Here is a 25,428-nt window from a genome sequence, read left to right as displayed (position 1 = left end):
CCACCCCACCCAACTACCAGCCGGCTCCCGCCCGCCGCCCGCGCTCGCCGCCCGCGCCCCTCGCGCCCTGCTAGAACCGGCGCCCCGTCCTACGCCCGCTCGTACGGCACAGCCCTGCGCCTCCCACGCACACGCACCAAGCTCTACGCCTGCTAGGGATGGGGCCGAGGTCCGCGTCCCGCTGGTACCGGCCCTCGTCCAAAGCCCGCTCGCACACCCCCCACCTTGTGGCTCACCCGCAGGCGAACCGAGTGCAACCCGCTCGTGCGGGCGCCCGTCCAGCGCCCACCCATACGGGACCAGCCCTGCAGCCTCCCCGCATGCGGACCGAGCCCCTGCGCCCCCTCATACGCGCGCAACTCCTGCCGTCCCATACGCAGGCCGGGTCCGGCTCTGCTGGCACAGGCTCTAGCGGTGCACCTGACTCATACGGGGACTCTTGTTCTGCGCCCGCTAGTTGTACTCGGTCAGGACAGCTAGTACATCCGCCGCGTCCTGCCCCTTCCGATGCGGACCGAGTCCGTCCGCCGTATGGGGCCTGACCGCGCACATCGCCCGTCCGGGCATCAAGATCTGCTTGCCGCTAGTACATATGCGGCCGGCCCGGCTCTGCTCGCACGGAGCTAGCTTTTGCGCGCGAGTACGGGTCCTGAGGGCCGCCGCTGTACGAGAACCGTGTATTGCCCCTCGCCCATCGGAGCCCACCTCCTGCCCCCGCTCGTACGGCGCCCGCCATCCCGCCCCCGCTCGTACGGCGCCCGCCATCCCGCCCCCGCTCGTACGGCGCCCGCCATCCCGCCCCCGCTCGTACGGCGCCCGCCATCCCGCCCCCGCTCGTACGGCGCCCACCTCCTGCCCGGCCTGTCCGGAGCCGCCTCCTGCCTTACTCGTACTGGGGACCACGTCTTGCCCCGCTCGAATGCGGGCCGGGTCCGACGCGCTCATGCGGGATCCGGCCCCCGCGCCTCGGTTGTGCGGGGGCCGAGTCCGGCGACCTCTCGTCCAGGGCCCGGGGTGGGCCCTGGTGGCTAGCCGCTGTCGGCGAGGTCGGGTTCGGTGGATCGCTCGCCCCATGGGTCTAGGCGCTCGGCGGCTGCTGCGGTTAGCCAGGCGAGTTGGGTGTTGCGAGGTGGAGTCGAGGGAGGGTGGTCATCACCGTGGATCTGCACGGCGGGAACGTCGCTGTCGGTTGCTATCAGTCTGAGCGGCTGGTGAATGGCGGCGGGGCGTGTCTGAGTCGGGTGTTCGGGTCGTGCATCGTCCGCTGTGCCGCGAGGAGGCGGCGGATCTGGGTCGGGGTGAGGCCGCGGATCTGAGTTGGCATGAGGCCATGCTGGTTGCACGCGTACTGAACCGTCGAGCCCGCCATCGCTATGAGCCGGGTCGGTGTGGGTGGGGTGAGTTGGCGGTGTGGGTGTCGGACTTGCCGCTGTGGGTTTCGCGGGCCGGAGTTGAGGCCGGGGTTGCCGGGTGGGGGTGGGGTCGGCCCAGGTGGGGCGGGTGACGTGGACTGCGCCGTTGGTGATGGTGACGGTGTAGTGGCCGTGGTGGATGGCGGTGTGGTGGGAGCCGCAGAACAGGGCGAGGTTGTCGATGCTCGTCGGGCCACCGTCGGCCCAGTGGATGATGTGGTGGGCGTGGCATTGGGGTGGTGGGGCTTGGCAGATGATGCAGCCCTTGTCGCGTTTGTTCAGAGCCTTACGCATTGCGCCGGTGACGAAGCGTTGTTCGGTGCCCACATCCAGGGGTTGGGACTTCGAACCCAGCACGATGGGGAGGACGGCGGCGTCGCAGGCCAGGCGTCGGACGGCGGCCGCGGACAGGTTGTCGCCGTGCACCAGGTCGCCGGTTGCTTGGCTGGTGGCAGCCTTCAGGTCGGTGAAGTCGATGGTGACGGTGAGGTGGGGGACGCCGGGGCCGGTGCTGGCGGTGGTGGCGGTGTCCAGGATGGTGACGAGGGCGTCGGCCTGGCGCTTGTCGCGGGATCGTGGGTCGAGTTCGCCGTCGACGGTTTTGTGGGGTTTGGCGAGGGCGTGGATCGCGGTCTTGAGTAGTTCGGCGTTTTCGTTGGCGAGGTAGCCGCCGAATTTGATGCCGTGGTCGGCGGGGCGTAGCCAGAGTGCTTCGCGGTGGTAGGCGTCGTTTTCGGCGGGTTCGGTGCCGTCGGTGTCGAGGGTGTCGACGACGCGTTTGCCGAGGATGCGTAGGTCGGCCGGGGACAGGTATCTGGCGGCTTCGACCATCTGTTCCTCGGCGACCAGGAGGTCCTCGACCGGGACCGTGGCCGGGACTTTCTCCAGGGCGGTGACGATCGCTTGGGCTTGGCCGGGATGCAGCCGGACCGGCGCCGGCGCCCCGGCCGCGAGGTCGGCGGCGTCGGAGTCGGTGGTGTCGGGGAGAGAGTCGAGGTCCGTGGCGCCGGGAGGGGAGTCGAGGTCCGTGGCGTCCGAGGTGAGCTCGCCGTCGCTGTCGCTGTCGTTGTCGCTGGCGCCGTCGGCGACGGGCTCGCGGTCGGGGTCGCGGTCGCCGTCTGGGGCGGCGGGGGTGCTTGCGGTCTGAGGGTCTGGGAGGGCGGCGGTGACGGTTTCGTACTTGGGGAGGGCGAGGGCGAGTTTGAGGTCGCGGCGGACGTCGGTGGGGTTGAGGCGGTGGCGCATCGAGAGGAGTTCGGTGGTGTCGCGGGCGCCGAGGTCTTTGGCGTGGCCGATTTCGTCGAGGCGGGCCAGGAGGTGGAGGCGGTAGGTGTCGCGGAGGGCGGCCTCGGTGTGCAGGGCGTCGAGGGTGGTCAGCAGGTCGCTGCCACTCATCGTGTACGCCGGGTGCATCTCTGCGAGGTCCATGCTGATGACTCTAGCGATGGGCGCCGACAGTTTCCGGGCCGGAAAGGCCTTGTTTTGAAGGGATTGCTGGATTGGCAGGTTGTTGTCAGGTTGTCCACAGAAAGCGCAGGAGGGCGGGAAGGTCTGGCCGCAAGAGGTCAGGTTCATCCACAGGAGCAGGTCGACGGATTAAGGGCACGCCAAGGGCGGCGGCGCAGTGCGGTGGTTGAGAGGCATCCATGGAGGGGGTCAGGGGTCAGGGGTCAGTCTGAGGTTTGTTGCCAGCCGCCTGGTTTCGAAGTTCGTCTGCGTGTTCAGGTGGGCTGTTGCGGTCGCCTAGTTGGGGGTTGGGCTGACGGTGGGGTAGGAGGCGGTGCGTGTGGTCCTTGGGATAGGTGGCGTGGGCGTGGGGCTGCGGGTGTGGGAGGCGGTTGCGGGGAGTGGGTTAGGTGGGGTCGGTGAGGGTTCGGGTTAGGGCTATGAAGTGAGGGGAGAGGCGCGGGGCGGTGGGGTGGGTGGTTGCCGGGTGCCAGGCGGTGGGGGTGGCTAGGTAGATCTGAGGGGTGAGGGGGCCTGGTTCGGTGGTGTGGCATCTGGTGGCGAGGGTCAGCATCATCGCTAGGGCGGGGATGGCGCGGAGGTCGGTGATCACGTGGATCAGGAGGAGGTCGCGGACGGGCATCGCGGCTAGGACGCCGTGGGTGGGGTTTTCTATGTGGAGGGATTCGCGCAGGACGGTGTCTAGGACCAGGGCTCTCGAGGCGGTGAAAGGGGTGCCGCTGAGGAGGGCGACTTGGGTGCCGTCGTAGTCGGCGTACTCGACGTTGTCGGTTAGGGAGCGGAGGTTGTGGAGTCCGGCTTGTTCCGCGGCTGACCAGGTGAGGCCTAGGTCGGAGGGGTCGAAGTACATGGTGATCGTGCCGTTGGTGTCGGTGGACGGTACGGAGAGCAGGCCGGGGACGAACTCGCGGGCATCGGTGGTCAGGTGGGGTTGCACTGCGCTGGTGGGGATTAGGCGTTGGTAGAGGTGTTGTTCGGGGTTTTCGGGGATGGGTGGTGGGCCTTGGAGCAAGGCGCTCGTGAGGTGGTCGAAGTGGGTGTCGACGAGTTGGGGCCAGCGGTCTCGGCGTTCTGTTGCGACGATTCGGGCGAGGTTGGTTAGGCCAGCGGATAGGCCGGTGGTTTGGGATGCGGTGGTGGGTTGGATGGTTAGGGCTCCGGCGCCGTCGTAGGTGGCGGTCAGTGCGCGGGCGGCGGCTGCGGCGAGGCTTAGCCGGATCAGGTGTGCGGCCTCGGGGCGCGACAACGGCATGAGCTCCGGATGCGCTGACTCAAGGCGCGGCGTCGGCGGGAACACCGGATGGGTGGACCTAGGGCTGGATGTCGGCGGGAGTAGCCGATGTGCCGGCTCAGGGCTGGTCGGTCGCGTGGGCGGTGGTGGCGCGGACGCGGGGTCCGGCGTCGGTGTGAGTACTGGGTGGGTCGGCTTCGGCCCGGACGTCGCCGCGAGCGCCGGGTGTGCCGGGTGTGCTGGGGCAGAGGTGGTTGGTGGCGTGGGCTCGGGGGCGGACGGCGGTGTGAGTACTCGGTGCGTCGGCTTGGGGCCGGACGGTGGCGTGAGTAGCGGATGCGTGGGCTCAGGGTTGGTTGGTGGCGTGAACGCTGGCGGCGTCGAGTCCGAGCCAAGCGTCGACCTGAGTACTGGGTGCGTCGGCTCGGAGCTGGTCCGCGGTGTGAGTGCCGGGTCTTCTAGGGCGGGGCTGGTTGGTGGAGTGGATGCTGTCGGCGCGGACACGGGGTGGAACGGCGGGGTGAGCGGTGGGTGCTTCGGGTCAGGGTGGGTCGGTTCTGTGAGCGTGGACGGCTCGGTCTTGAGGACGGACGGCGGCGTGAGTACCGGGTGCGTCGAGTTAGGGCCGCGCGGTGGGGTACGCGGTGGGTGCGTCGGCTCGGGGGTGGGCTTCGGGGTGGGAGTTGGGTGGGGTGGGAACGGGGTGGGATGGTTGCCGGGGGCATGTTTGGTGGGGGTGTTGTCGATGGGCATGGGGCCACCTCCTCGGCAGAGAAGGTACGAGTTGGGTGGGTGGAAATGGTTGGGAGTTTGGGGGCTGTGGATAAGGGGGTGGTTATTCTGCGTCAGCGTGCTGTCGAGGCTGAGGAGTTACCTATGTCTGGCGTTCCGGGCGGAGTTGCCGCGCAGGCGGAGGGTGCGGATGGAGTGGTGACGAGTCGGGCGGCTTCGGCTACCAGGTTGTCGGTGTCGCATATCACGGCTCAGAACGAGACGAATCTGCTTGGCACTGTGCATGGCGGGGTGGTGATGACGTTGGTCGACTCTGTGGCTGGGGTGGTTGCCGCTCGGCACTCGGGTGGGCCGGCGGTGACTGCCTCGATGGACGAGATGGTGTTTCTGGTGCCGGTTCGGGTGGGGGACGTGGTTCATTTCACCGCTCAGGTGAACTGGACTGGGCGGAGTTCGATGGAGGTGGGGGTGCGGATCACCGCTGACCGGTGGGACTCGGTTGGGCCGCAGGTGCATGTTGCGACGGCGTATCTGGTGTTCGTGGCGGTTGATGCCGATGGCAAGCCGCGCGCTGTTCCGCGGGTGGTGCCGGAGACTGACGAGGACCATCGCCGGATGCGCGAGGCGGAGATCCGGCGTAGTCACCGGTTGGCTCGGCGGCAGGCGATCATTGATTCTCGGGAGGCCGGCGAATGAAGGCCCTCGGCGGTGCCCGGCCGTGGGTGATGGTCGCTTTGTGGGAGGTCGGCGTATGAGGGTCTGCGGGGGTGCGCGGGGGCGGGCGAGTGTTGCTTCGCGGGGGGCCGGGGAATGAGTGCCTTTGGGAGTGCTCGGCGGCATCCTTCTGCGGTGTTGCTTGTTGTGCAACTGCTGGGGGTGTTGGTTTATCCGGCGATGGAGGGGTCTCGGGGCGGGCGGGTTGCGTTTGAGATCCTCGGCATTGTTGTGTTGGCGCTTGCGGTGTTTTCGGTGCGGTCTACGCCGGGGCTTACGTGGGTCAGCATCTGTCTTGGCATCCCGGCGGTGGTGCTGTCGCTGGTGGATGCGATGAATCCGACCGCGGCGATTGTGCCGATCTCCGCGGTGCTGCACGCGGCCTTCTACTTTTATGCGGCCTACAGCCTGCTGCGGTACATGCTGTCTGATCACGACGTCAGCGCTGATGAGTTGTATGCGACTGGTGCCACCTTCACCTTGGTGGCGTGGGGTTTTGCCTACTTGTTCGTGTTCGTGCAGGCGTTGAAGCCGGGGAGTTTCACGGCGGCGGTCAATCCGGCGGGGGATCGGTCCTGGATGGAGATGTTGTTCCTCAGCTTCACGACGCTGTCCAGTACCGGGCTGAGTGACATCGTGCCGATCTCGTCCTGGGGGCGCTCAGTGGTGATGATCGAGCAGTTGGCCGGCCTCGGCTACGTCGCCATGGTGGTGTCGCGCCTGGTGGGCCTGACGGTGACCAGAAGAACCTGACAGTGACCAGAAGAACCTGACGGCGACTAGAAGAACCTGACGGTGACCAGAAAGAAACTTAGTCCCGAGGCCAGTTCGCCAGCAGGTCCGCTGCCGCTCGGTGGGCGACCTCGGGCGCGTGACTCATCGCAGCTACCCGATAGCTCACCAGCGCGCCCTCGTGCAGCAGTAGCAGGCGGTCGGCCAGTTCACCGGCCCGCTGGCAGCCGGCGAGCTCAGCCTGAGCGAGGAACTCCGCACGAACCCATTGCTTCTGCGCCACGATCACCGGCATCGCGGGATGGTCCGGTGCCGCCAGTTCCACGCTCGCGTTGATGAAGCCGCAACCTCGTTGCGACTCGGTCATCCACTCGGTCAGCGCCGCGAACATCGCCAGGATCACTTCCTCAGGCGTCCCCGGCTTCCGCTGGTTCAGTTGGTCGTCGAGGAACAGGTGCCACACCTTGTTCCGCCGCTGCAGATAGGCCGCGATCAGCTTGTCCTTCGAGCCGAACCGGTCGTACAAGGTCTTCTTGGTGACGCCGGCGGTATTGGCGATCGTGTCCACCCCGACCGCGCGGATGCCCTGCTCGTAGAACAGCGTCGACGCCGCGGTCAGAATCCGCTCCCCGGCAGGCGTCAGGGGCTTGGGCTCACCCTCCGCGCCGGTCGGGCTGAGCCACTCCCACGGTCTCACCTGCTGAACGACCATACTGATAGTATACCGACCGGTATGGTTACTTTCACTCCATGACCACCCAGGCCCAGCCATCAGTACGCCGTACGCAAGGGCGGCGGGCAATCCCCTTGCTGGCCGGAGCCGGGTTCGTCGTGTTCTGGAGTTGCGGGTTCATCGGCGCCCGCTGGGGGACGGAGTACACGTCGGCCTTCGACCTGCTCGCGTGGCGCTATCTGGTGGCGGGCGGCTTGGCCGCGGTGGTCCTGACGATCAGACGACCGCGAGTCAAGCGCAGAGATCTCGTCACCCAGGTAGTGATGGCCCTCTTCACCCAGTGCCTCTACCTCGGCCTGATCTTCCTCGGAATCGATCATGGCGTTCCAGCAGGCATCACCGCGCTCATCGGGTCGCTCCAGCCGATCCTGATCGCGACGGTCGCGGGTTCACTGCTGGGAGAGCGTGTCACCAATCGTCAGTGGATCGGCCTGGTGCTGGGTGTAGCAGGAGTGGGCCTGGTGGTCGCAGGAGATCTCGGAGCCGGCCAGACCGAGGCCTGGCTATTCCTTCTCCCACTAGGTGGTCTTCTCGGCCTGGTGGTCGGCACCATCGTGGAGAGGCGACGAAAGCCCACGACCGGCTTGCTGGACGCGCTCTGCCTGCAAAGTCTGGTCTCAGGAGTGTTCTTCGTCGCAGCAGCAGCCTCCACCAGTCAGCTGACAGTGCCATCACAGGTCGGGTTCTACGGCGCGGTGCTGTGGCTTGTCGTGCTGGCCACCGGCGGCGGCTGGGGTTTGTACCTGGTCAACCTGCGGCTGTCGGGCGCTACCCGGATCAGTTCGCTGCTGTATCTGGTGCCGCCGACCACCATGGTTTTCGCCTTCCTGCTGTTCGACGAGGTCATCGGACTGCTCGCGGCCGGAGGCATGCTGGTCTGCGCGGTCGCGGTCTTGCTGATCCGATGGCGAGGTTGACGGCTCGCCAGAGCAGCGCGTAGGCCCCGACCTGGTTACGCTGCGACAATGGCGGAACCACGATGGCTGGACGACAGGGAACAGCGGGCTTGGCGAGCGTTCATCGCGGCCCAGCGCGTGGTCAACGGCCGGATCGAGCAGCAGCTCCAGCGAGACGCCGGCATGCCCCACACGTACTTCGAGATCCTGGTCCGGCTGTCGGACGCGCCGGACGGGCGGCTGCGGATGAGCGAGCTGGCCTTGTCGACGCAGGGCTCGCGGAGCCGGTTGTCGCACGCGGTGAACAGGCTGGAGCAGGTCGGCTGGGTTCGGCGCGAGGGAGTCGAGTCGGACCGCCGGGGGCAGGTCGCGATCCTGACCGAGGATGGTCTGCAGAAGCTCAAGGACACCGCGCCCGGGCATGTCGAGACGGTTCGGCAGGCGGTCTTCGACGCGCTGACGCCTGAGCAGGTCGACCAGTTGCGCGACATCTGCGCCACCCTCGCTCTGCACTCAGGTGGCACCTATGACAGCGCCATCTGGGACGCGAAGGCCTCCGCCACGTCGGCGGCGGACAAAGGCTGATCGAGGCGCTTCCAAGCCAGTCGGTAAGAATGACGGTGATGAACACCACTGGTAGTCGGGTAGCGGCCCTGGCCGTCGTAGCGATTCTGCTGGCTGGGTGCAGTGACTCCGGCGCGCCGACAGCCGGTCCGAGCACCATCCCCTCCTCGTCGGTTCCGATCAGCTCGACACCGCCGGGCACTCCGACCGAGACGCCAAGTCAGACAAGCCCGACCAGCCAGACGCCCAGCCAGACTCCCAGCGCCCAGCCGGCGGCCTGTGTGGACCAGAAGCTCCAGGCGCTGACCCTGCGCGAGCAGGCTGCGCAGTTGATCATGACGGGCATCAGCACGAATGGCATGACGTCGGCGGAGCGCTCGATAGTCAGCGCTCAGACACCAGGTGGCCTCCTGCTGATGGGCCCTGGCGGCAGCCTCGCCCACACCCGTACTGCGATGGCCACCGCCACCCGGACCTCCACCGTCAAGGGGGTCCGGCCGTTCATCGCGGCAGATCAGGAGGGCGGCAAGATCCAGCGGCTCAAGGGCGCCGGGTTCGACCGCATCCCCTCCGCGAACGTGCAGTCAACCTGGTCGGCGAGCAAGCTCACCAGCGAGGCCAAGGGCTGGGGGAACCAGTTGAAGCAGGCAGGGGTGAATATCGACCTCGCGCCGGTGGCAGACGTAGTACCGGCTTCTTTGCGTGACTCCAATGAGCCTGTAGGTGCACTGGATCGCGGCTACGGCAGTACTCCGGGCCCGGTGGGCCAGCACGTCGTCGCCTTCATCAAGGGGATGGACGCAGCCGGGGTGATGACCTCGGTCAAGCACTTCCCGGGGCTAGGCAAGGTCAAGGGCAACACCGACTTCTCCGCCGGCGTGGTGGACAACGTCACGGTCCGTGGTGACGATGACCTGGCTCCGTTCGCGGCCGGAATCAAGGCCGGCTCGGACATGGTGATGGTGGCTACAGCCACCTACGCCAGGATCGATCCGGAGAACCGGGCCGTGTTCTCGCCGACGATCATCCAGGGCATGCTGCGCGGCGATCTCGGCTTCGGCGGCGTCGTGATCACCGACGACGTCGGGGCCGCCGCCGAGGTGGCCTCGGTGCCGGCGGGACAGCGAGCCACCCGTTTCGTCGCGGCCGGCGGCGACATCGTGATCACCGCGAAGGCCTCGCTGACCTCGACGATGGTGAACGCCCTGGTGACGAAGGCGCAGCAGGACAAGGCGTTCGCGGCGGTACTGAAGAGCAGCGTCCGCCGCGTGCTCGCCCTCAAGAACACCCGCGGCCTGTTGAGCTGCGGATGACGTCCCCGATCGACGAAGAGCCGGACTACCGGTTCACCCTCGCCAATGAGCGGACGTACCTCGCCTATCTCCGGACGTCGCTGGCCTGCTACGCGGGCGGGCTGTCCGCGGTACAGTTCCTTGATCTCGGGCCGGACCGGTGGCCCGCGAAGATCATCGGCATCGTCTTGGTGATCGCCGGAATCGTCACCACGGCAGGCGCTTTCCGGCGCTGGCAGGCCAATCTCCGGGCGATGCGGGCCGGTGCCTCACTGCCGGTCACCAGGCTTCCCTTGATGCTGGGGGCAACGATCGCGGTGGTCGGTCTGATCGGGTTGCTGTTCAGCCTGTGGAGATGACGCCGCCGCCCCGGGACCCGGGCCTGCAGCCGGAGCGCACGCTGCTGGCCTGGCGCCGGACCGCGCTCGGCCTGCTCGTCAACGGCATCCTGTTGCTTGCCTCCGGCCACGGTACGTCGGACGTCCGGCTGGGGCTGGGGATCGTGGTCATGGTGCTCGCACTGGCTTGCTGGGCGGCCGTCAGCGCGGTCTACCGCCGGAGTGTCAACCACTCCGCTCTGGGGTCGGAGCGGGTGTTGCGGCTGGCGGCCGGACTGGTGCTCACGGTGGGGCTTTTCGACCTCTACGCGGTCGTCACTCGCTGAAGTATTCCGATCACTTTCCGGTTGCGTTGAGTCTACGTGTTCATCATCTCGCGGTACCTTGAGCAGGCGGATGCCTCGTCAGCGGTCCGTTGCCCCTAGCATGTTCACGGTTTGTCCCTCGTTCACCCGGAGCTTGAAGTGCCGTTACGTCTGCGTCCGAACGACCCGACGTTCTACGACCTTTTCACCGAGTCGGCCAATCACCTGGTCGACGGGGCCAGGATTCTCGCCGAGCTGCTGGGCAGCACGGCCGGATCGGGCCTGTCCGCCAGCCACCAGATCGCCGCCCAGATGAAGGACGCCGAACACGCGGCGGACGAGACGACCCACTCGATCATCCGCCGGGTCAACTCCACCTTCGTGACGCCGTTCGACCGGGAGGACATCTACCGGCTGGCGTCCGACCTGGACGACGTGATGGATTACATGGAGGAGGCGGTCGACAACGTCCACCTCTTCGCCCTCGAGACGCTGCCGGCCGAGGTCGCCGAGCAGATCGAGGTGCTGCAGCGGATGGCCACCCTGACGGCCGAGACGATGCCGCGGCTGCGCACGATGAAGGACCTGGCCGAGTACTGGATCGAGGTCAACCGGCTGGAGAACACCGGTGACGCGGTCCACCGCCGGATCATCGCCAAGCTGTTCAGCGGCGAGTTCGACGCGCTGACGGTGATGAAGGTGAAGACCGTGGTCGACCTGCTGGAGGCCGCCATCGACGCCTTCGAGCACGTCGCCAACACGGTCGAACAGATCGCCGTCAAGGAGAGCTGAGCGTGGAGCTCGCGCTCGTCATCGCGGTCATCGTCATCGCGCTGGCCTTCGACTACACCAACGGCTTCCACGACGCCGCCAACGCGATCGCGACCTCGGTCTCGACCCGGGCGCTGACGCCGCGGGTGGCGCTGGTGATGGCGGCGGTGATGAACTTCGTCGGCGCCTTCCTGGGCACCGAGGTGGCCGACACGGTCGGCAAGGGCATCATCAACGTGCCCACCGGGCAGCACGGCCTGGTGGTGGTGATCGCCGCACTGGTCGGCGCCATCACCTGGAACCTGATCACCTGGTACTTCGGCCTGCCGTCGTCGTCATCGCACGCCCTGATCGGCGGCCTCATCGGCGCCGGGCTGGCCTCCACCAGCGTGGTGCTGTGGTCCGGCATCGTCGACAAGGTCGTCATCCCGATGGTGCTGTCGCCCGCGATCGGCTTCCTCGGCGCGTTCCTGCTGATGATCGCGATCCTGTGGGTCTTCCGCCGTGCCAACCCGGGCAAGACGACCCGGGGCTTCCGGCTGGCCCAGTCGCTGTCCGCGGCCGCGATGGCGCTCGGGCACGGTCTGCAGGACGCCCAGAAGACGATGGGCGTGATCTTCCTGGCGCTGCTCACCACCGGGCACGTCGACAAGGACGACGGCATCCCGACCTGGGTGAAGATCTCCGCCGCGACCGCGATCTCGCTGGGTACCTACTCCGGCGGCTGGCGGATCATGCGGACGCTCGGCCGCCGGATCATCCACCTCGACCCGGCCCGCGGCTTCGCCTCCGAGGCGGTCGCGGCCACCGTGCTCTACGTGATGGCGATCGGTCTGCACGCACCCGTCTCCACCACCCACACGATCACCTCCGCGGTGATGGGCGCAGGGGCCACCAAGCGGCTGTCAGCGGTCCGCTGGGGCGTCGCGAAGGGCATCATCCTGGCCTGGGTGATGACGATCCCGGCCGCCGGCATCGTCGCCGCCGGGGTCTACGCGGTGGCCCACCTGATCCTAGAATAGCCCGTACTGCGGTACGCAGTACGGGTCAGCGGTTCCAGCGCTTCACGGCCTTGGCGACATCCTTGGGGCGCAGCGAGCTGACGGAGTCCTCCCAGTTGCGGTAGAGCGCGTCGCCGAGCATGGACAGGCTCAGACCCGACTGGGGGCGGACCGCCATCACCCAGGTGGCGGCGGCCGCGTGGCCCTGCTTGAACAACAGGCGGTTGGCCGTCCCCTCGATCCGGTCCTTGGCCTCGCCCTGCAGGTCGATCGTCGCCCAGGCCTTGATGATCGCCGGGTCCTTCTCGACCATCCGGGCCAGGTAGGCCAGTGGGCCGCGCCAGGAACGCCGGCTGCTGCCGATGGAGTCCAGGCTCTCCAGCGGGAACCAGCCGTTCTGGCAGCGCCGGCCGTTGACCGCGGACTCGAGCTCGCGGGCCTGGTCGGGGCGCAGATGCTGGGTCGCCCAATAGAGGAAGTAGACCCCGACGTCCGGGATCTCTTCCGCGATATTGCCCGGGATCGTCAGCTTCCCCGGCTCGAAGAGGTGTAGTTCCTCGTCGGATTCGTACAAGATTTTTCGTTCCCCCGCCCGTCCCCGGTGACCACGGGCCGCGTCACGTTCACGGCCAGCGTCGAGAGGGACCCCCCAGGTCCAGCTATCGCCACCAAAGCATCTTTGGTACCCCTGGCGCCGCCTCTGGTCAAGGCCTCGTCCAGATGACGACTCGGCCCAGGCGGAAAAGCCTTGCCTACTTCTTCCGCTTGGCTGCTCGGGCCCGCAGTTCCTCGGCGTCGAGCCGCTCGGCCTCCGCCGGCGTCGGCGCGCCACCGCCGTACGACGCAGGCAACCACCAGGCACCGGCTGGTTGCTCGTGGTAGGCGCGGATGGTCCGGTCGAGCATCCCGGCCATCGTGGTCCGGAGCGCCTCGGTGGCCTTGACGGCGTCGTCCTCCTGGCTGACCGACATCGGCTCGCCGACGGTGATCGAGACCCGCTGGTGCCGGGAGAAGTCCTTCGGGTGGTCCTTGGTGAGCATCCGCTGGGTGCCCCACAGGATCATCGGGATCACCGGCACCCCGGCCTCGGCGGCCATCCGGACCGCGCCGGACTTGAACTCCTTCAGTTCGAAGGAGCGGCTGATGGTGGCCTCGGGGAACACCCCGACGATCTCGCCCTCGCCCAGGTAGCGGATCGCCTCCCGGTACGAGCCGGCGCCGGCGCCCCGGTCCACCGGGATGTGGTGCATGCCGCGCATCAGCGGACCGGAGTACCGGTTGCGGAACAGCACCTCCTTGGCCATGAACCGGACCAGCCGCTTGCTCGGCTGCGCGCCGAACCCGCCGATCACGAAGTCGACGTAGCTGATGTGGTTGAGCGCGATCACCGCGCCGCCGGAGCGGGGGATGTGCTCGGTCCCCGACATCTGGAACTTCAGGTCGAGCACCTTGAAGGCGGTCTTGGCCAGGCCGACGACCGGCGGATACACAATGTCGCGCATGCCCTGACGGTATCCGGTCGGCCCACCCGCCACACCGGTCCGCGACGTGACGCTCGCCGCGCCGCAGGCGGATCCAGTACGCAGTACGCAATCTTTGGTTAGGGTGGCCGGGACAAGTTGATATCGCGGGAGCTCGCGCTGAAGCGGGCTGAGAGGGCGGCTGGTTCTGACCGGCGCCGCCGACCGCCGAACCTGTCCGGGTAATTCCGGCGTAGGGAGCAGCATCGTGACAACTATCGACAATTCCGTCCGCCCCACCGTGACCACCGGACCGATCTCCGGCTCGGAGAAGATCTACACGGGCGACCTGCGGGTTCCGTCGAGGCGGGTGAACCTCACCAACGGGGAACATTTCGACCTCTACGACACCTCCGGGCCGTACACGGACGCCACCGCCGAGATCGACGTCCAGGCGGGGCTGCCCGCAGTACGGCGGGAGTGGATCGCCGGGCGTGAGCCACTCACCCAGCTGGCGCACGCGCGGGCCGGCACGATCACCGAGGAGATGCGGTACATCGCGGTCCGGGAGGGGGTGGATCCCGAGTTGGTCCGGGCCGAGGTCGCCCGCGGCCGGGCGGTGATCCCGGCCAACCACAACCATCCCGAGTCCGAGCCGATGATCATCGGGAAGAAGTTCCTGGTGAAGGTGAACGCGAACATCGGCAACTCGGCCGTCAGCAGTTCGGTCGAGGAAGAGGTGGAGAAGCTGGTCTGGGCCACCCGGTGGGGCGCGGACACGGTGATGGACCTGTCCACCGGCAAGAACATCCACGAGACCCGCGAGTGGATCCTGCGGAACTCGCCGGTGCCGATCGGGACGGTGCCGCTCTACCAGGCGCTGGAGAAGGTGAAGGGCGACCCGACCGAGCTGTCCTGGGAGGTCTACCGCGACACGGTGATCGAGCAGTGCGAGCAGGGCGTGGACTACATGACCGTGCACGCGGGCGTGCTGCTGCGGTACGTGCCGCTGACCGCGCGCCGGATCACCGGGATCGTGTCCCGCGGTGGCTCGATCATGGCGGCCTGGTGCCTCGCGCACCACCAGGAATCCTTCCTGTACACGCATTTCGCCGAACTCTGCGAGATCCTCAAGCAGTACGACGTGACGTTCTCCCTGGGCGACGGCCTTCGTCCGGGCTGTATCGCCGACGCGAACGACGCGGCCCAGTTCGCCGAGCTCCGGACCCTGGGGGAGCTCACCGAGATCGCCTGGGAGCACGACGTCCAGGTGATGATCGAAGGTCCCGGGCACGTCCCGATGCACAAGATCGCCGAGAACGTCTGGCTCGAGGAGGAGATCTGCCACGAGGCGCCGTTCTACACTTTGGGGCCGTTGGCAACGGATGTGGCGCCGGCCTACGACCACATCACCAGCGCGATCGGCGCCGCCCAGATCGGCTGGCTCGGTACTGCGATGCTCTGCTACGTCACGCCGAAGGAGCACCTCGGCCTGCCGGATCGCGATGACGTGAAGACCGGCGTGATCACCTACAAGATCGCCGCCCACGCAGCGGATCTGGCCAAGGGGCATCCGGGCGCGCAGGACTGGGACGACGCGCTGTCGCGGGCGCGGTTCGAGTTCCGCTGGGAGGACCAGTTCAATCTCTCGCTGGATCCCGACACGGCCCGCTCGTACCACGACGAGACGCTGCCGGCCGAGCCCGCCAAGACCGCGCACTTCTGCTCGATGTGCGGGCCGAAGTTCTGCTCGATGCGGATCACCGCGGACATCCGCAAGTACGCCGAGGAGAACGGACTGGACTCCGCCGAGGCGATCGAGGCCGGCTTCGCGGAGATGTCGGAGACGTTCAAGGCCAACAACTCGCAGGTCTATCTGCCGGTCACCCCGGCCTGAGGGTTTGGGTGGACGGGTCGCGGTGGGTGGTTGCCGCGGCCCGTTCGGCCCGGCTGCCTACCATGGGAGTCGGTAGGTGATTCACCATGCGCTATGTCGCCGCGGGCGTCGTCCTGACCGCGCTGCTGCTCGGTGGCTGCGGCAACGAGTCGGATCCGCCCACTGACGCCGGACAGGAGCCCTCTGTGAGCCCTTCGACGCAACCACCCACTCCCGGACCGAGCACGCCCACCGGCCCCGCGCAAGGTCCGGTGGAGCAAGCCAAGTCCGACCTGGCCGGCCGGCTGGGCGTCCCCGTCGAGGCGGTGACGGTGGTCAGCACCGAGGAGGTGACCTGGCCGGACGGCAGCCTCGGCTGTCCGCAGCCCGGTATGCGCTATACCCAGGTCCTCGTCAACGGAAGCCGGATCGTGCTCACGGTCGACGGCAAGCGGTACCACTACCACTCGGGTGGGCGGCGCGGGCCCTTCCTGTGTACGAACCCGCAGCCGCCCGTTCCGGGTGGTGGCTAACCCGTCGTGACGTGAACCACGGTCAGTCCGAGTGCCTCGGCGCCGCGGTTGTGGGCCACCGCCCCGAAGTACTCCTGACCGGCGGCCAGCCCGCTCCAGGAGACACCGATGGTGCCGGTCTGCCCGATCTCGGCGTCAGCGGGCTCGCTCGTGATCGCTAGCGAGCCGCCCGTCGCCGGTGGCACGTTCCAGCTTCCCAGTGTGTAGGTCTGGGTCACGCCGAGGGTCTGCCAGCCGTGCACGTACAACGTGTACGTGTCGTTCGCGGGCAGTCTGAGCTCGATGAGTTCGTCGGTGCCACCGTTGGTGCTCGAGGCCACTTCCTCTCCCGCGGAGTTGTAGAGATACACGTCCAGGTCGACGGCCGGGTTGGGATGTGTCAGCCGCCACCGCAGGTACAACGAACCGTTCGCGGTGAACTGGTGCGCGGTGGTACCGGCCGGGTCGGTCGGGTCGAAGGTCTGATCCGGGTCCTGACCGACCGAGCCGGGGGTGTCGGTGCGCGCGACCAGGCCGTGCGCCTCGGCGTCGTACTCGCCGGTGTAGCCGAACTTCACCGGGAAGCTCGCCGACCCGGAGGTGCCGGTGCCGTCCACCTGCGCCGGAGCGTCGAAGGTGCTGGCGGCGACGGCGATCGGGCTGCGCACCTCGTACTGACCGCTCGTCCAGGTCAGTGAGCCGAACCGCCACTGACCGATCGGCGCGCTGCCCTGGTTGGAGATCGTCACCGTGTACGTCGCCGACTCGCCGCGGCGCAGGCTGATGCTCTTCGGTGAGACGGTGACCTCGAACCCTGCCGGCGCGACGATCTTCGGCCGGTAGGTGACCCGCGAGCCCTCCTTGGCGACGCTGGTCACCGTACGGGTCACGGTCTGGGTGCCGGCCAGTTGCGCGACCCCGATCGACGGGTAGTTCAGATCGCTCGGATCGGTGGAGAACCCGGCCTGCTCCAGGGCGGCACAGGTCGCCGTCGGGTTCACGAACACCTCGGGCGCGGCTCCGCACAGGAAGGCGAGGTAGTCGTTGAAGCCGGCGTCGTACACCAGGCCGGGCTCGAACACGGAGCCCTTCGTGACCCTCCCGCCCGGCTTGACATGGCCGGCGCCGAAGTCGAACGGATCGGCCTTGGTCGCCTTGTCCTCCTTCACGACGTCCTGCCGGGCCGTCGTCATGATCGCGGACTTGGCCATCGCCGCGGACCAGTCCGGATGCGCCTGCTTGAGCAGTGCGTAGACGCCGGCGATGTGCGGACTGGACATCGACGTACCGGCGATCGCCTGGAACAGTTCGCCGCCCGGATCGGCACCCGGCGTCGGGGAGTTGCCGGCCAGGATGCGGACACCGGGCGCGGTGATGTCGGGTTTGATGATGTCCATCGCGGCCGGGTTGGGACCCCGGGACGAGAAGTTGGCCATCACCGAACCCCGCGCGGACCTCTTCTCGGCGGCCGTGATCCGGCCCTCGGCCGAGGACCCGGCCGAGGCGAGGTAGGCCTTCACCCGCAGCCCGTCGGTGTTGCTGATGTGCACCGACGGCACCCAGTGGTTGTCGCTGAGCAGCGTGACGGTGTCGCTGAGGTCGTAGAGGACCATGCCCGCGCCACCGGCGTTGAAGACCGCGTGGCTCTTGTCGACCCTGGCGTTCTCCCCGCGTTTGCAGACCACGATGGCGCCCGCCACGCTGGACGTGAACGGCTGGTCGAGCAGACACAGCTCGTTCCCGGCCGCGGCCGCGTCGATGAGGGGCACGGTGCCCGTACCGGGGGTGACCGACGGACCGAAGATGCGCTGGCCGTTGCCCAGGACAACAGATCCCTCGAAGACCCGGGTCTGGGTCGAGGCCCCCACCGAGGTCACCCAGGGTGCCGACGACGGCCCGCCGACGGTGCCGGCGCCCGGACCGGAGTTGCCGGCCGAGGTCGCGACGAAGACGCCGGCATCGGCGGCGAAGAGGAACGCGAGTTCGTCCGCGCCGATCAGGCCGGCGCCACCGCCGATCGAGTAGTTGATCACGTCCACGCCGTCGGCGACGGACTGGTCGATGCCGGCAGCGGTGTCGGAGTCGAAGCAACCCTGGTCACCGCACACCTTGTAGGCGATCACCTGGGCGCGCGGCGCGATCCCGCTCACCCGGCCGCGGGGAATGTCGAAGATCTCGGCGCTGACGCCGGCGTTCCCGGCCGACGTGCTCGCGGTGTGCGTACCGTGGCCGTCGGCATCGCGCGCGGAGTCGTAGAGCTCCGGCCCGATGACCGCGTTGTAGGTCGCCCGCATGTCGCGGGCCCCCAGCAACTTGTTGTTGCAGTCGAAGGGCGCGTCGTCCGGGTTGTGGGCGGTGTTGCCGAACTCGCACGGTACGGCGAAGCCCGCGGGCGGCGCGGGGTAACTTCCGTTGTCGGCGAACGAGGGGTGTTCCGGCCAGATGCCGGTGTCGATGATGCCGGCCACGACGCCCGTTCCCACGATGTTGCTTTCGTAGGGTCCGCCGCGATCGGTCAGGCCGAGGAACTGCGGGCTGCTGTCGGTCTGCGGCTGGTGCATCTCGTCGTCGAGCACCGCGACCACGCCGCGCTGGTGAGCCATCGCGTCGGCTTCGGCGCGGGTCAGCTCGGCGGCGAATCCGTTCAGGGCAAAGGCATACTCCGCGTTGACGTCGCTGCGGGAGACTCCCGCCCCGGCCAGCGCGTCGGCGTGCTGGTCCTTGAGGTAGTCGACGTACCGCTGGACGGCGGCCGCGCGGCGATCGATCTTCTTGCCCTTGGCGGGTTTCGTCGCGGGGAGCCCCCGCACGCCGCCGTCGTAGCTGACCACTGGATCCGCGGCCATGATGACGACATAGCTGTCGGTCGGTCCGGTGGCCGGTTGCTTGAGTTGAGCGCCCGTGGCGGGCGGTGTCATTCCGGCGATGGCAATGATGGTCGCCGTCGCCAGGACAGTGAGCTTGCCTCTCATGGAGATACTCCCCCTGCCAAAGTGCTCGCGCCACCCCCGAGGCGGGCACCCAATCACCATGCCACAGGCCTATTCCGCCGGGAAGTGCGGACGAGCCGCGCTTCTCACCAGGACCAGGACTTCTGCCGGAAGCAGGCCGGGAACGTCCTGACTCCGCGTGAAGGCGGTCGGTGAGTCGGCGCGCGCGAAGGGGTGAATCCAGCGGAGAATTAGGGAATCGGTGAGCCTCGGGGCGGTCACGGTGTGTGATCGGGTGAACCGATTCAGGTTTTTTCCTTCACTCTACGTGAATAAGACTGTAGCCTTAATCATGCGTTGGGAAGGAGGTGCAGGGCGGTGGTCTTCGTTCTCACGGTAGATCAGCGTGGCAGCCGAAGCATGAGCGATCTCGTACCCGAGCTACTGAATACGCTCAATCGGCGGCCACGTCGTACCGGGTTGCTGCGCAAGTTCGAGCGCACGGCCGGCGACGAGGTGCAGGGCGTGCTCTCCGAGGCACGCGCCACCATCGACGTGATCGTCCAGCTGCTCCGCGCGGACACCTGGTACATCGGGCTCGGCGTCGGCGAGGTGACCCAGCCGCTGCCACGCAGTACGAGGGCGGGGAGCGGTGACGCGTTCGTCTTCGCGCGGGAGGCGGTCAACAAGGCCAAGTCGAGTCCGCACCACGTGAACGTGGTCGGAGCCGACACCAAAGCAGCGGAGCAGGCCGAGGCGGTGCTGTGGCTGATGGCGTCCGTACTGCGACGCCGTAGCGACCGCGGCTGGGCGGTGGCCGACCTGCTGGCCGAAGGCCTCACTCGACGGGAGATCGGCGTGAAACTGGGGATCAGCCAGTCGGCGGTGACGCAGCGGGCCCAGGCGGCCGGGTTCGCGGAGGAACAACGCGGCCGGGTGCTGGCGGCCGAACTCCTCGAGTCGGGCGCTGCTGCATGACGGCAGTCGTCTTGGCGTTGACCGCGGTCGCGCTGGTACTCGGCGTGGTGGCGTTCGCGCTGAAGGCCGGCTCCACTCTCGAGATCGTGCTCAGCGGTCTGATGCTGGTCTGCGTGGCCGCCGCCGGCATCGTGCTGCTGGCAGGCGACGGCGTCGTCGGGTGGCGCGAGGCCTGGTGGAACATCCTGCTCCTGATCGCGGGCAGCCTGGCCGTGGCAGGTGGCGGACCGCTGACGACGTCCGTACTGGCGCTGGTGGACCGGGGCAACACCCGCTCCCAGTCCACCCAGCAGGCCGGCGAAGTACTGCGAGGCGGTGCGCTGATCGGCTCGCTGGAGCGTGGCGCCATCTTCGCGTCGATGGTGGCCGGCTGGCCCGAGGGGGTTGCGATCGTGCTGGCCATCAAGGGCCTGGCGCGCTATCCCGAGCTGCGGGCCCCGGACCAGCCGGCGTCGGTGACGCCGCAGGCAGTGGCAGAACGCTTCATTATCGGCACCTTCACCAGCGTCCTGTGGTCCATCGCCTGCGCAGGCGTCCTGCTGTCGCGCTAGAGCTTGATGACGTAGGTGCTCATCACCTTGTCGTGCCAGGTCTGCTTCTGGTCGTCCCAGAGCGGCCACAGTGAGTTGAGCAGGCAGGCCTGGTCGAAGATGCCGCGGAGGAAGTCCCGCAGGAACGACTTCCCGGCACCGATCGGCTGGTAGGTCGTCGTGTCGACCAGCTTCAGGCCCACCACGCTCTTGCCCACGCTCTGGCCGGTGTTGCCCTGCCGGATCACTCGGTTCCAGATCCACAGGCCCAGACTGGCCAGCATGCCGAGCAGGAGGATGACGACGGCGTACGCCTCCGGGTCGTCATCGGGGTAGGTGTTGTCGGCCCGGCTGACGATGTTGATCAGGAAGACGGTGTAGCCGATGATTCCTGGCACGCCGACGACGAGGCCGTCCAGCAGGGCGGCACCGACGCGCGAACCCCACCCGGCCAGCGGGGCTCCACCCGGAGCGCCGTAGCCGTAGCCCTGCGGATAGGGGTTCTGGCCGCCGTACTGCGGCTGGCCGTAACCAGGTTGTGCATAGCTGGGCTGTCCATAGCCCGGCTGCCCGTACTGGGGCTGTCCATACTGCGGCTGCCCGTACTGCTGGCCTGGCTGCGGTTGCCCCGGCTGGTGCTGGCCTGGCTGCGGTTGCCCGTAGCCAGGTTGTCCGTACTGCGGTTGCCCGGGCTGGGGCGGCTGGTCCTGCGGGCCGTGGGGAGGAGTGGTCATGGGGTTCCTTAGAGCTTGATCACGAGGTCGGAGACCACCTTGTCGTGCCAGGTCTGCTGCTTCTGATCCCACAGCGGCCAGAGCACGTTCAGGAAGCAGACATAGTTGAAGAGGATCGAGCACACCTCGCGCCCGAAGGTCTTGCCGACGCCGATGGTGTCGCCAGTGCGCTCGTCGACGATCTTCAGGCCGGTGAACTTCTTGCCGAGCGACTGACCGGTCCGGCCCTGCCGGATGATCCGGTTCCAGATCATGGCGCCGAGACCGAGCAGGTAGAACACGACCAGCAGGATTACGCCGGTCGTCGAGAGACCGCCGTCGCCGGAGAAGACCAGAGCCGGGACGATGCCGACGAGGAAGAACGGCAGCGGGACCAGGGAGTCGATCACGGAGGCGCCGACCCGGATCGGCCAGTCCGCGAGCTGTCCCGGTGGCGCGTATCCGTAGCCGAAGCCGCTCGGGGCGGCCGGCTGCTGCTTGAAAGGATTGTAGCCCGGCTGCCCCGGGTTGTACGGCTGCAGCCCGAAGTTCCCCGGCTGAGCCGGCTGATTGGGCTGGCCGGGCGGGTACTGCGCAGGCGGGTATTGCGAAGGCTGACCGGGCGGGTATGGCGACGGCTGAGCGGGGTATTGCGAAGGCTGGCCGGACGGGGACTGCGACGGCTGAGCGGGGTATTGCGAAGGCTGGCCGGGCGGGGACTGCGACGGCTGGCCGGGGTCTTGCGGCCGGTCCTGTGGGCCGGTGGGAGGGGTGCTCACCCTTTCGTCCTTTCTACGGGCGCCGGACTCGTATCGAACGAGTATCTCGGACCCTGTCAGCACACTGGACGCCGCGGCCGGAACAGGCCGCGGCGTCCAGGTGTCGGATGAGGTCAGACCTTGACGACCAGCGTGTTGTTGATCTTGTCCGCGAAGGTCTGCTTCTTCTCGTCCCACAGCGGCCACAGGTAGCCGACGTAGCAGGCCGCACCGTCGAGAACGTGGGTGATCTGACGCAGGAACGCCTTGCCGGGGCCGACCGGCCGGCCGGTGTCGCCGTCGACCAGTTTGATCCCGACCACCTTCTTGCCGACCGTCTGACCGGTGTTGCCCTGCTGGATGACGACGTTCCAGATCGCCACACCGAGCGCGACGAGCAGGAACAGCAGCAGGAAGACGTTGCCGAGCGACCGGCCCAGGAACAGGCCCAGGGCATACGGCACGGCCACGAGCACGCCGTCGATCAGCGAACCACCGACCCGCACCGGCCACTCGGCCAGATTCCCGACCGGAGCCCCGTACCCCGACTGCCCGTACCCTGACTGCCCGTACTGCGGCTGCCCGTACTGCTGCGGGTAGTTCGGCTGCCCATAGCCCGGCTGCTGCCCGTACTGCGCCGGTTGCTGCCCATACCCGGGCTGCTGCCCGTACTGCGGAGGCTGCGGCTGGCCGTAGCCTGGCTGCTGACCGGGTTGCCCGTACTGCCCGTACTGACCCGGTTGATTCGGGTCCTGCGGGCCGTAGCCAGGCGGCGGCGTCGGAGTGCTCACGACGATCCCTTCTACTTCATGCTGAGGAGTGGGTTGGAGACTAGTGCTCCGACGGACCAGACAGCCGTGCGGATCCCCGCAGTTTCGTCAGCCGCAGGAGATACCTTGGTAGACGTGACCCTGACGCAGCAAACAGTCGTACTTCGCCCGACCGGCCCGGTGGAACCCGTGGACCGGCGCGTACTGGGCCTGGCCGCCGTCGGAATCGGCGGGTTCGGTCTCGCGGCGATCTACCAGTTGTCGGGCGACCGGCATCTGGGGATACCTTGCCTGCTGCACGCCACGACCGGGCTGGACTGTCCACTCTGCGGATCCACCCGGATGGCCGCCGCGCTGCTCCAGGGCGACCTGAACGCCGCCTGGCACTTCAATCCGGTGGTTCTGGTGCTCGGCCCGCTGATCGGCGTTGCCGTCGGCTACCAGTTGCTTGCCTGGGGCCTCGAACGGGCCCGGCTGGTCAAACTTCCGCGGCTCAGGATGAGCCCCCGCGCCGTCGACTGGTTCGTCAAGGCGCTGGTCGTGCTGCTCGTCGTCTACGGCGTCGCCCGCAATCTGAACTGATGGGCGACGCCGCGGACGGCGGTTGTTAGTTCAGGTCGCTGACGACGCCGGTCGCGTAGCCGAGGATGCCCAGCAGCAGCGCGACGATGCCGCCGATCCAGGCGACCTTCGCCAGGGTGTCCGGCTTGCCCTGCTCACGGAACTTGCTCTGGGCAAACAAGCCCAGGCCGATCGCGGCCGGCGAGCAGCAGAACCAGCAGACGATGCCGATGATCGACAGGACCATCGGGGTGTTGCTCTCCGGAGCCTGGGCGGCGCCGTAGCCGTACCCGCCCGGCTGACCGGGGTAGGCGCCCGGCTGGCCCGGGTATCCACCAGGCTGCTGGCCGTACTGGCCCGGAGGCTGCTGGCCGTAGCCAGGCTGCTGCCCGTACTGGCCGGGCTGCCCCGGCGGCTGCTGTCCGTATTGACCCGGCTGGCCGTACTGGCCCGGCTGCTGGCCGTAGGGGTCTTGCTGACTGTATTGGCCGGGTTGCTGACCGTACTGGCCTGGCTGACCGTATTGGCCCGGCTGTCCGTCCTGCGGCGGTTGCCCGTACTGACCGGGCTGCTGCTCGCCGGACTGGCCCGGGGTGCCCGGTGTGTCGTCGGGGCGGTTCGGGTCGTTCGGGTCGTCGCCGGGAGGCGTCGGAGTGCTCACCACGGTCCCTTCTGAGAACGTTGAGGAATCATTGAGGTTAACTATCCACAGGTCCACCGTCACGCGTCACGCGCCGACAGAGAAACAACTAGTCTGTGGCCCGTGACTCAGCCGCCGAACCACGATCTGCCTGCCGACCGAAGCCCCGAGGAGCCCCTCGGTGGTCCGACGGCCGAGCCGACGATCCACCTGCCCGCGCAGTACCAGCAGCCCGCGGACCAGCCGTACCCGAGCGCCCCGCAATACCAGGTGCCCGTCGTTCCGCAGTACCAGCCGGTTCAGCCGGTGCAGGCCTATCCGGTCGGTCCGGTGCTGGTGACGATCGGCGACATCTCGGTGGAGCAGCACCGGATCGTCACCCCGGCCGGCGTGATGCCGACCCGCGGTACGAACTGGTCGGCGATGGACATGTCCCGCACCGAGGAGCGCATCCCCGGGTACGCGATCGTGCTGGCGATCATCTTCGCGCTGGCCTGCCTGCTCGGCCTGCTGTTCCTGCTGATCAAGGAGCGCCGGACCACCGGCTTCGTCCAGGTCACCGTGCAGAACGGTCAGCGCACCCACAACACCCACGTCCCGGCCGGCTCGCCCGGCCAGGTCGCGGACACGCTCGCCCGGGTGAACTTCGCCCGGACCCTCTGCGTCTGAAGACTTTCCGCGCCGAGGGTTCCCGGCGACGAGCACCGGCCGCGGCGGGTCAGCCGAAGCGGCCGGTGATGTAGTCCTCGGTGGCCTTCTCGTTCGGGTTCGAGAAGATCTGCTTGGTCGGGCCCATCTCGATCAGCCGGCCGGGCTTGCCGGTGGCGGCCAGGTTGAAGAACGCGGTCTGGTCGGAGACCCGGGCCGCCTGCTGCATGTTGTGGGTCACGATGACAACGGTGAACCGGTCCTTCAGTTTCTCGATCAGGTCCTCGATCGCCAGCGTGGAGATCGGGTCCAGCGCCGAGCAGGGCTCGTCCATCAGGATCACCTCGGGCTCGACCGCGATCGCCCGGGCGATGCACAGCCGCTGCTGCTGACCGCCGGACAGGCCGGCGCCCGGCTTGTCGAGGCGGTCCTTCACCTCGTTCCACAGGTTCGCGCCGTGCAGGGACTTCTCCACCACCTCGGTCAACTTCTTGCGATCCTTGACCCCGTTCAGCTTCAGGCCGGACGCGACGTTGTCGAAGATCGACATGGTCGGGAACGGGTTCGGCCGCTGGAACACCATTCCGACCACGCGGCGGACCGCGACCGGGTCGATCCCGCTGGCGTACAGGTCCTGCTGGTCCAGCATCACCTTGCCCTCGACCCGAGCGCCGGGGATCACCTCGTGCATGCGGTTCAGGGTGCGCAGGTAGGTGGACTTGCCGCAGCCGGACGGGCCGATGAACGCCGTGACGGATCGCGGCTCGATCGTCATCGACACATCCTCGACGGCCTTGAAGTCGCCGTAGTAGACGTTGAGGCCGCTGACCTCGATGCGCTTAGCCATATCGACTCAGAACCTCT

Annotated in this window: 26 protein-coding genes; 15 read left to right on the top strand and 11 right to left on the bottom strand. The window is 67.9% G+C overall.

Going from position 1 to position 25,428, the window contains the following annotated elements; translation table 11 throughout:
• Positions 1-1,028 precede the first annotated feature (1,028 nt).
• Complete coding sequence (locus ABD255_RS27860) at positions 1,029-2,840, bottom strand: HNH endonuclease signature motif containing protein (protein WP_344219104.1); 1,812 nt, start codon at positions 2,838-2,840, stop codon at positions 1,029-1,031.
• A gap of 424 nt (positions 2,841-3,264) precedes the next feature.
• On the bottom strand, positions 3,265-4,131 hold the full coding sequence (locus ABD255_RS27855) for a DUF1444 domain-containing protein (protein ID WP_344219102.1): 867 nt from the start codon (positions 4,129-4,131) through the stop codon (positions 3,265-3,267).
• 855 nt (positions 4,132-4,986) lie between these two features.
• Between ABD255_RS27855 and ABD255_RS27850 the strand changes: the two genes are divergently transcribed.
• Together ABD255_RS27850 and ABD255_RS27845 are read left to right on the top strand one after the other, a co-directional pair.
• Complete coding sequence (locus ABD255_RS27850) at positions 4,987-5,538, top strand: acyl-CoA thioesterase (protein WP_344219100.1); 552 nt, start codon at positions 4,987-4,989, stop codon at positions 5,536-5,538.
• Positions 5,539-5,691: 153 nt separating this feature from the next.
• A complete protein-coding gene (locus ABD255_RS27845) occupies positions 5,692-6,309 on the top strand; it encodes a potassium channel family protein (RefSeq protein ID WP_344219098.1) in 618 nt (205 codons plus the stop codon).
• 58 nt (positions 6,310-6,367) lie between these two features.
• Here ABD255_RS27845 and ABD255_RS27840 read toward each other — a convergent pair whose 3' ends face one another.
• Positions 6,368-7,000: a TetR/AcrR family transcriptional regulator gene (locus tag ABD255_RS27840; RefSeq protein WP_344219096.1), complete on the bottom strand. Its 633-nt coding sequence runs from the start codon at positions 6,998-7,000 to the stop codon at positions 6,368-6,370.
• 38 nt (positions 7,001-7,038) lie between these two features.
• On the opposite strand from ABD255_RS27840, the gene ABD255_RS27835 reads away from it, so the two are divergent.
• The 7 genes from ABD255_RS27835 to ABD255_RS27805 all read left to right on the top strand — a co-directional run bounded on the left by ABD255_RS27835 (position 7,039) and on the right by ABD255_RS27805 (position 12,209).
• A complete protein-coding gene (locus ABD255_RS27835; RefSeq protein WP_344219094.1) occupies positions 7,039-7,938 on the top strand; it encodes a DMT family transporter in 900 nt (299 codons plus the stop codon).
• A gap of 48 nt (positions 7,939-7,986) precedes the next feature.
• Positions 7,987-8,502: a MarR family winged helix-turn-helix transcriptional regulator gene (locus ABD255_RS27830; protein ID WP_344219092.1), complete on the top strand. Its 516-nt coding sequence runs from the start codon at positions 7,987-7,989 to the stop codon at positions 8,500-8,502.
• Between the two features lie 38 nt (positions 8,503-8,540).
• Positions 8,541-9,794, top strand: a complete 1,254-nt coding sequence (locus tag ABD255_RS27825) for a glycoside hydrolase family 3 N-terminal domain-containing protein (protein ID WP_344219090.1) — start codon at positions 8,541-8,543, stop codon at positions 9,792-9,794.
• Positions 9,791-10,132 carry a YidH family protein gene (locus tag ABD255_RS27820; RefSeq protein ID WP_344219088.1) on the top strand — a complete coding sequence of 114 codons (342 nt, stop codon included), beginning with the start codon at positions 9,791-9,793 and terminating at the stop codon, positions 10,130-10,132. The genes ABD255_RS27825 and ABD255_RS27820 overlap by 4 nt, the downstream gene beginning before the upstream one ends.
• Positions 10,129-10,437 carry a DUF202 domain-containing protein gene (locus tag ABD255_RS27815; protein ID WP_344219086.1) on the top strand — a complete coding sequence of 103 codons (309 nt, stop codon included), beginning with the start codon at positions 10,129-10,131 and terminating at the stop codon, positions 10,435-10,437. Before ABD255_RS27820 ends, ABD255_RS27815 begins: the two co-directional genes overlap by 4 nt.
• Positions 10,438-10,575: 138 nt before the next feature.
• On the top strand, positions 10,576-11,208 hold the full coding sequence (locus tag ABD255_RS27810) for a DUF47 domain-containing protein (RefSeq protein ID WP_344219084.1): 633 nt from the start codon (positions 10,576-10,578) through the stop codon (positions 11,206-11,208).
• Between the two features lie 2 nt (positions 11,209-11,210).
• On the top strand, positions 11,211-12,209 hold the full coding sequence (locus ABD255_RS27805; RefSeq protein WP_344219082.1) for an inorganic phosphate transporter: 999 nt from the start codon (positions 11,211-11,213) through the stop codon (positions 12,207-12,209).
• 25 nt (positions 12,210-12,234) lie between these two features.
• Here the strand turns inward: ABD255_RS27805 and ABD255_RS27800 are convergent, their stop codons facing one another.
• A complete protein-coding gene (locus ABD255_RS27800; protein WP_344219080.1) occupies positions 12,235-12,762 on the bottom strand; it encodes a hypothetical protein in 528 nt (175 codons plus the stop codon).
• Between the two features lie 178 nt (positions 12,763-12,940).
• Positions 12,941-13,690, bottom strand: a complete 750-nt coding sequence (locus tag ABD255_RS27795; protein WP_344219078.1) for a lysophospholipid acyltransferase family protein — start codon at positions 13,688-13,690, stop codon at positions 12,941-12,943.
• A 226-nt stretch (positions 13,691-13,916) separates the two neighbouring features.
• On the opposite strand from ABD255_RS27795, the gene thiC reads away from it, so the two are divergent.
• Positions 13,917-15,545 carry a phosphomethylpyrimidine synthase ThiC gene (gene thiC, locus ABD255_RS27790; RefSeq protein WP_344219076.1) on the top strand — a complete coding sequence of 543 codons (1,629 nt, stop codon included), beginning with the start codon at positions 13,917-13,919 and terminating at the stop codon, positions 15,543-15,545.
• 86 nt (positions 15,546-15,631) lie between these two features.
• Positions 15,632-16,057: a hypothetical protein gene (locus ABD255_RS27785; RefSeq protein WP_344219074.1), complete on the top strand. Its 426-nt coding sequence runs from the start codon at positions 15,632-15,634 to the stop codon at positions 16,055-16,057.
• Here the strand turns inward: ABD255_RS27785 and ABD255_RS27780 are convergent.
• Positions 16,054-19,008 carry a S8 family serine peptidase gene (locus ABD255_RS27780; protein ID WP_344219072.1) on the bottom strand — a complete coding sequence of 985 codons (2,955 nt, stop codon included), beginning with the start codon at positions 19,006-19,008 and terminating at the stop codon, positions 16,054-16,056. The genes ABD255_RS27785 and ABD255_RS27780 overlap by 4 nt on opposite strands.
• 378 nt (positions 19,009-19,386) lie before the next feature.
• Here ABD255_RS27780 and ABD255_RS27775 point away from each other — a divergent pair, with 378 nt between their 5' ends.
• Complete coding sequence (locus tag ABD255_RS27775; protein ID WP_344219070.1) at positions 19,387-19,944, top strand: transposase; 558 nt, start codon at positions 19,387-19,389, stop codon at positions 19,942-19,944.
• Positions 19,941-20,495: a hypothetical protein gene (locus ABD255_RS27770; protein ID WP_344219068.1), complete on the top strand. Its 555-nt coding sequence runs from the start codon at positions 19,941-19,943 to the stop codon at positions 20,493-20,495. The genes ABD255_RS27775 and ABD255_RS27770 overlap by 4 nt, the downstream gene beginning before the upstream one ends.
• On the opposite strand, the gene ABD255_RS27765 is transcribed toward ABD255_RS27770, so the two are convergent.
• From ABD255_RS27765 to ABD255_RS27755, 3 genes are all read right to left on the bottom strand, one after another.
• Positions 20,492-21,208 (bottom strand): RDD family protein, encoded by a 717-nt coding sequence (locus tag ABD255_RS27765; RefSeq protein ID WP_344219066.1) that lies wholly within the window; start codon positions 21,206-21,208, stop codon positions 20,492-20,494. The two genes, ABD255_RS27770 and ABD255_RS27765, sit on opposite strands and share 4 nt — an antisense overlap.
• Before the next feature lie 8 nt (positions 21,209-21,216).
• Positions 21,217-21,966, bottom strand: coding sequence for an RDD family protein (locus ABD255_RS27760; RefSeq protein ID WP_344219064.1), 750 nt, complete (start codon positions 21,964-21,966; stop codon positions 21,217-21,219).
• Between the two features lie 113 nt (positions 21,967-22,079).
• Positions 22,080-22,736 (bottom strand): RDD family protein, encoded by a 657-nt coding sequence (locus tag ABD255_RS27755; RefSeq protein ID WP_344219062.1) that lies wholly within the window; start codon positions 22,734-22,736, stop codon positions 22,080-22,082.
• Between the two features lie 114 nt (positions 22,737-22,850).
• Between ABD255_RS27755 and ABD255_RS27750 the strand changes: the two genes are divergently transcribed.
• Positions 22,851-23,297 carry a DUF2752 domain-containing protein gene (locus ABD255_RS27750; protein ID WP_344219060.1) on the top strand — a complete coding sequence of 149 codons (447 nt, stop codon included), beginning with the start codon at positions 22,851-22,853 and terminating at the stop codon, positions 23,295-23,297.
• Positions 23,298-23,322: 25 nt separating this feature from the next.
• Here the strand turns inward: ABD255_RS27750 and ABD255_RS27745 are convergent, their stop codons facing one another.
• Complete coding sequence (locus tag ABD255_RS27745; protein WP_344219058.1) at positions 23,323-23,937, bottom strand: hypothetical protein; 615 nt, start codon at positions 23,935-23,937, stop codon at positions 23,323-23,325.
• Positions 23,938-24,039: 102 nt separating this feature from the next.
• On the opposite strand from ABD255_RS27745, the gene ABD255_RS27740 reads away from it, so the two are divergent.
• Complete coding sequence (locus ABD255_RS27740; protein ID WP_344219056.1) at positions 24,040-24,585, top strand: hypothetical protein; 546 nt, start codon at positions 24,040-24,042, stop codon at positions 24,583-24,585.
• Between the two features lie 49 nt (positions 24,586-24,634).
• On the opposite strand, the gene pstB is transcribed toward ABD255_RS27740, so the two are convergent.
• Positions 24,635-25,411 (bottom strand): phosphate ABC transporter ATP-binding protein PstB, encoded by a 777-nt coding sequence (gene pstB / locus ABD255_RS27735; protein WP_344219054.1) that lies wholly within the window; start codon positions 25,409-25,411, stop codon positions 24,635-24,637.
• Positions 25,412-25,428: the final 17 nt, after the last annotated feature.

This window comes from Kribbella sancticallisti (genome assembly GCF_039530625.1).
GTDB lineage: Bacteria > Actinomycetota > Actinomycetes > Propionibacteriales > Kribbellaceae > Kribbella > Kribbella sancticallisti.
Note: the sequence above shows the minus strand (reverse complement) of the source record. Positions and strands in the feature narration are given on the sequence as shown.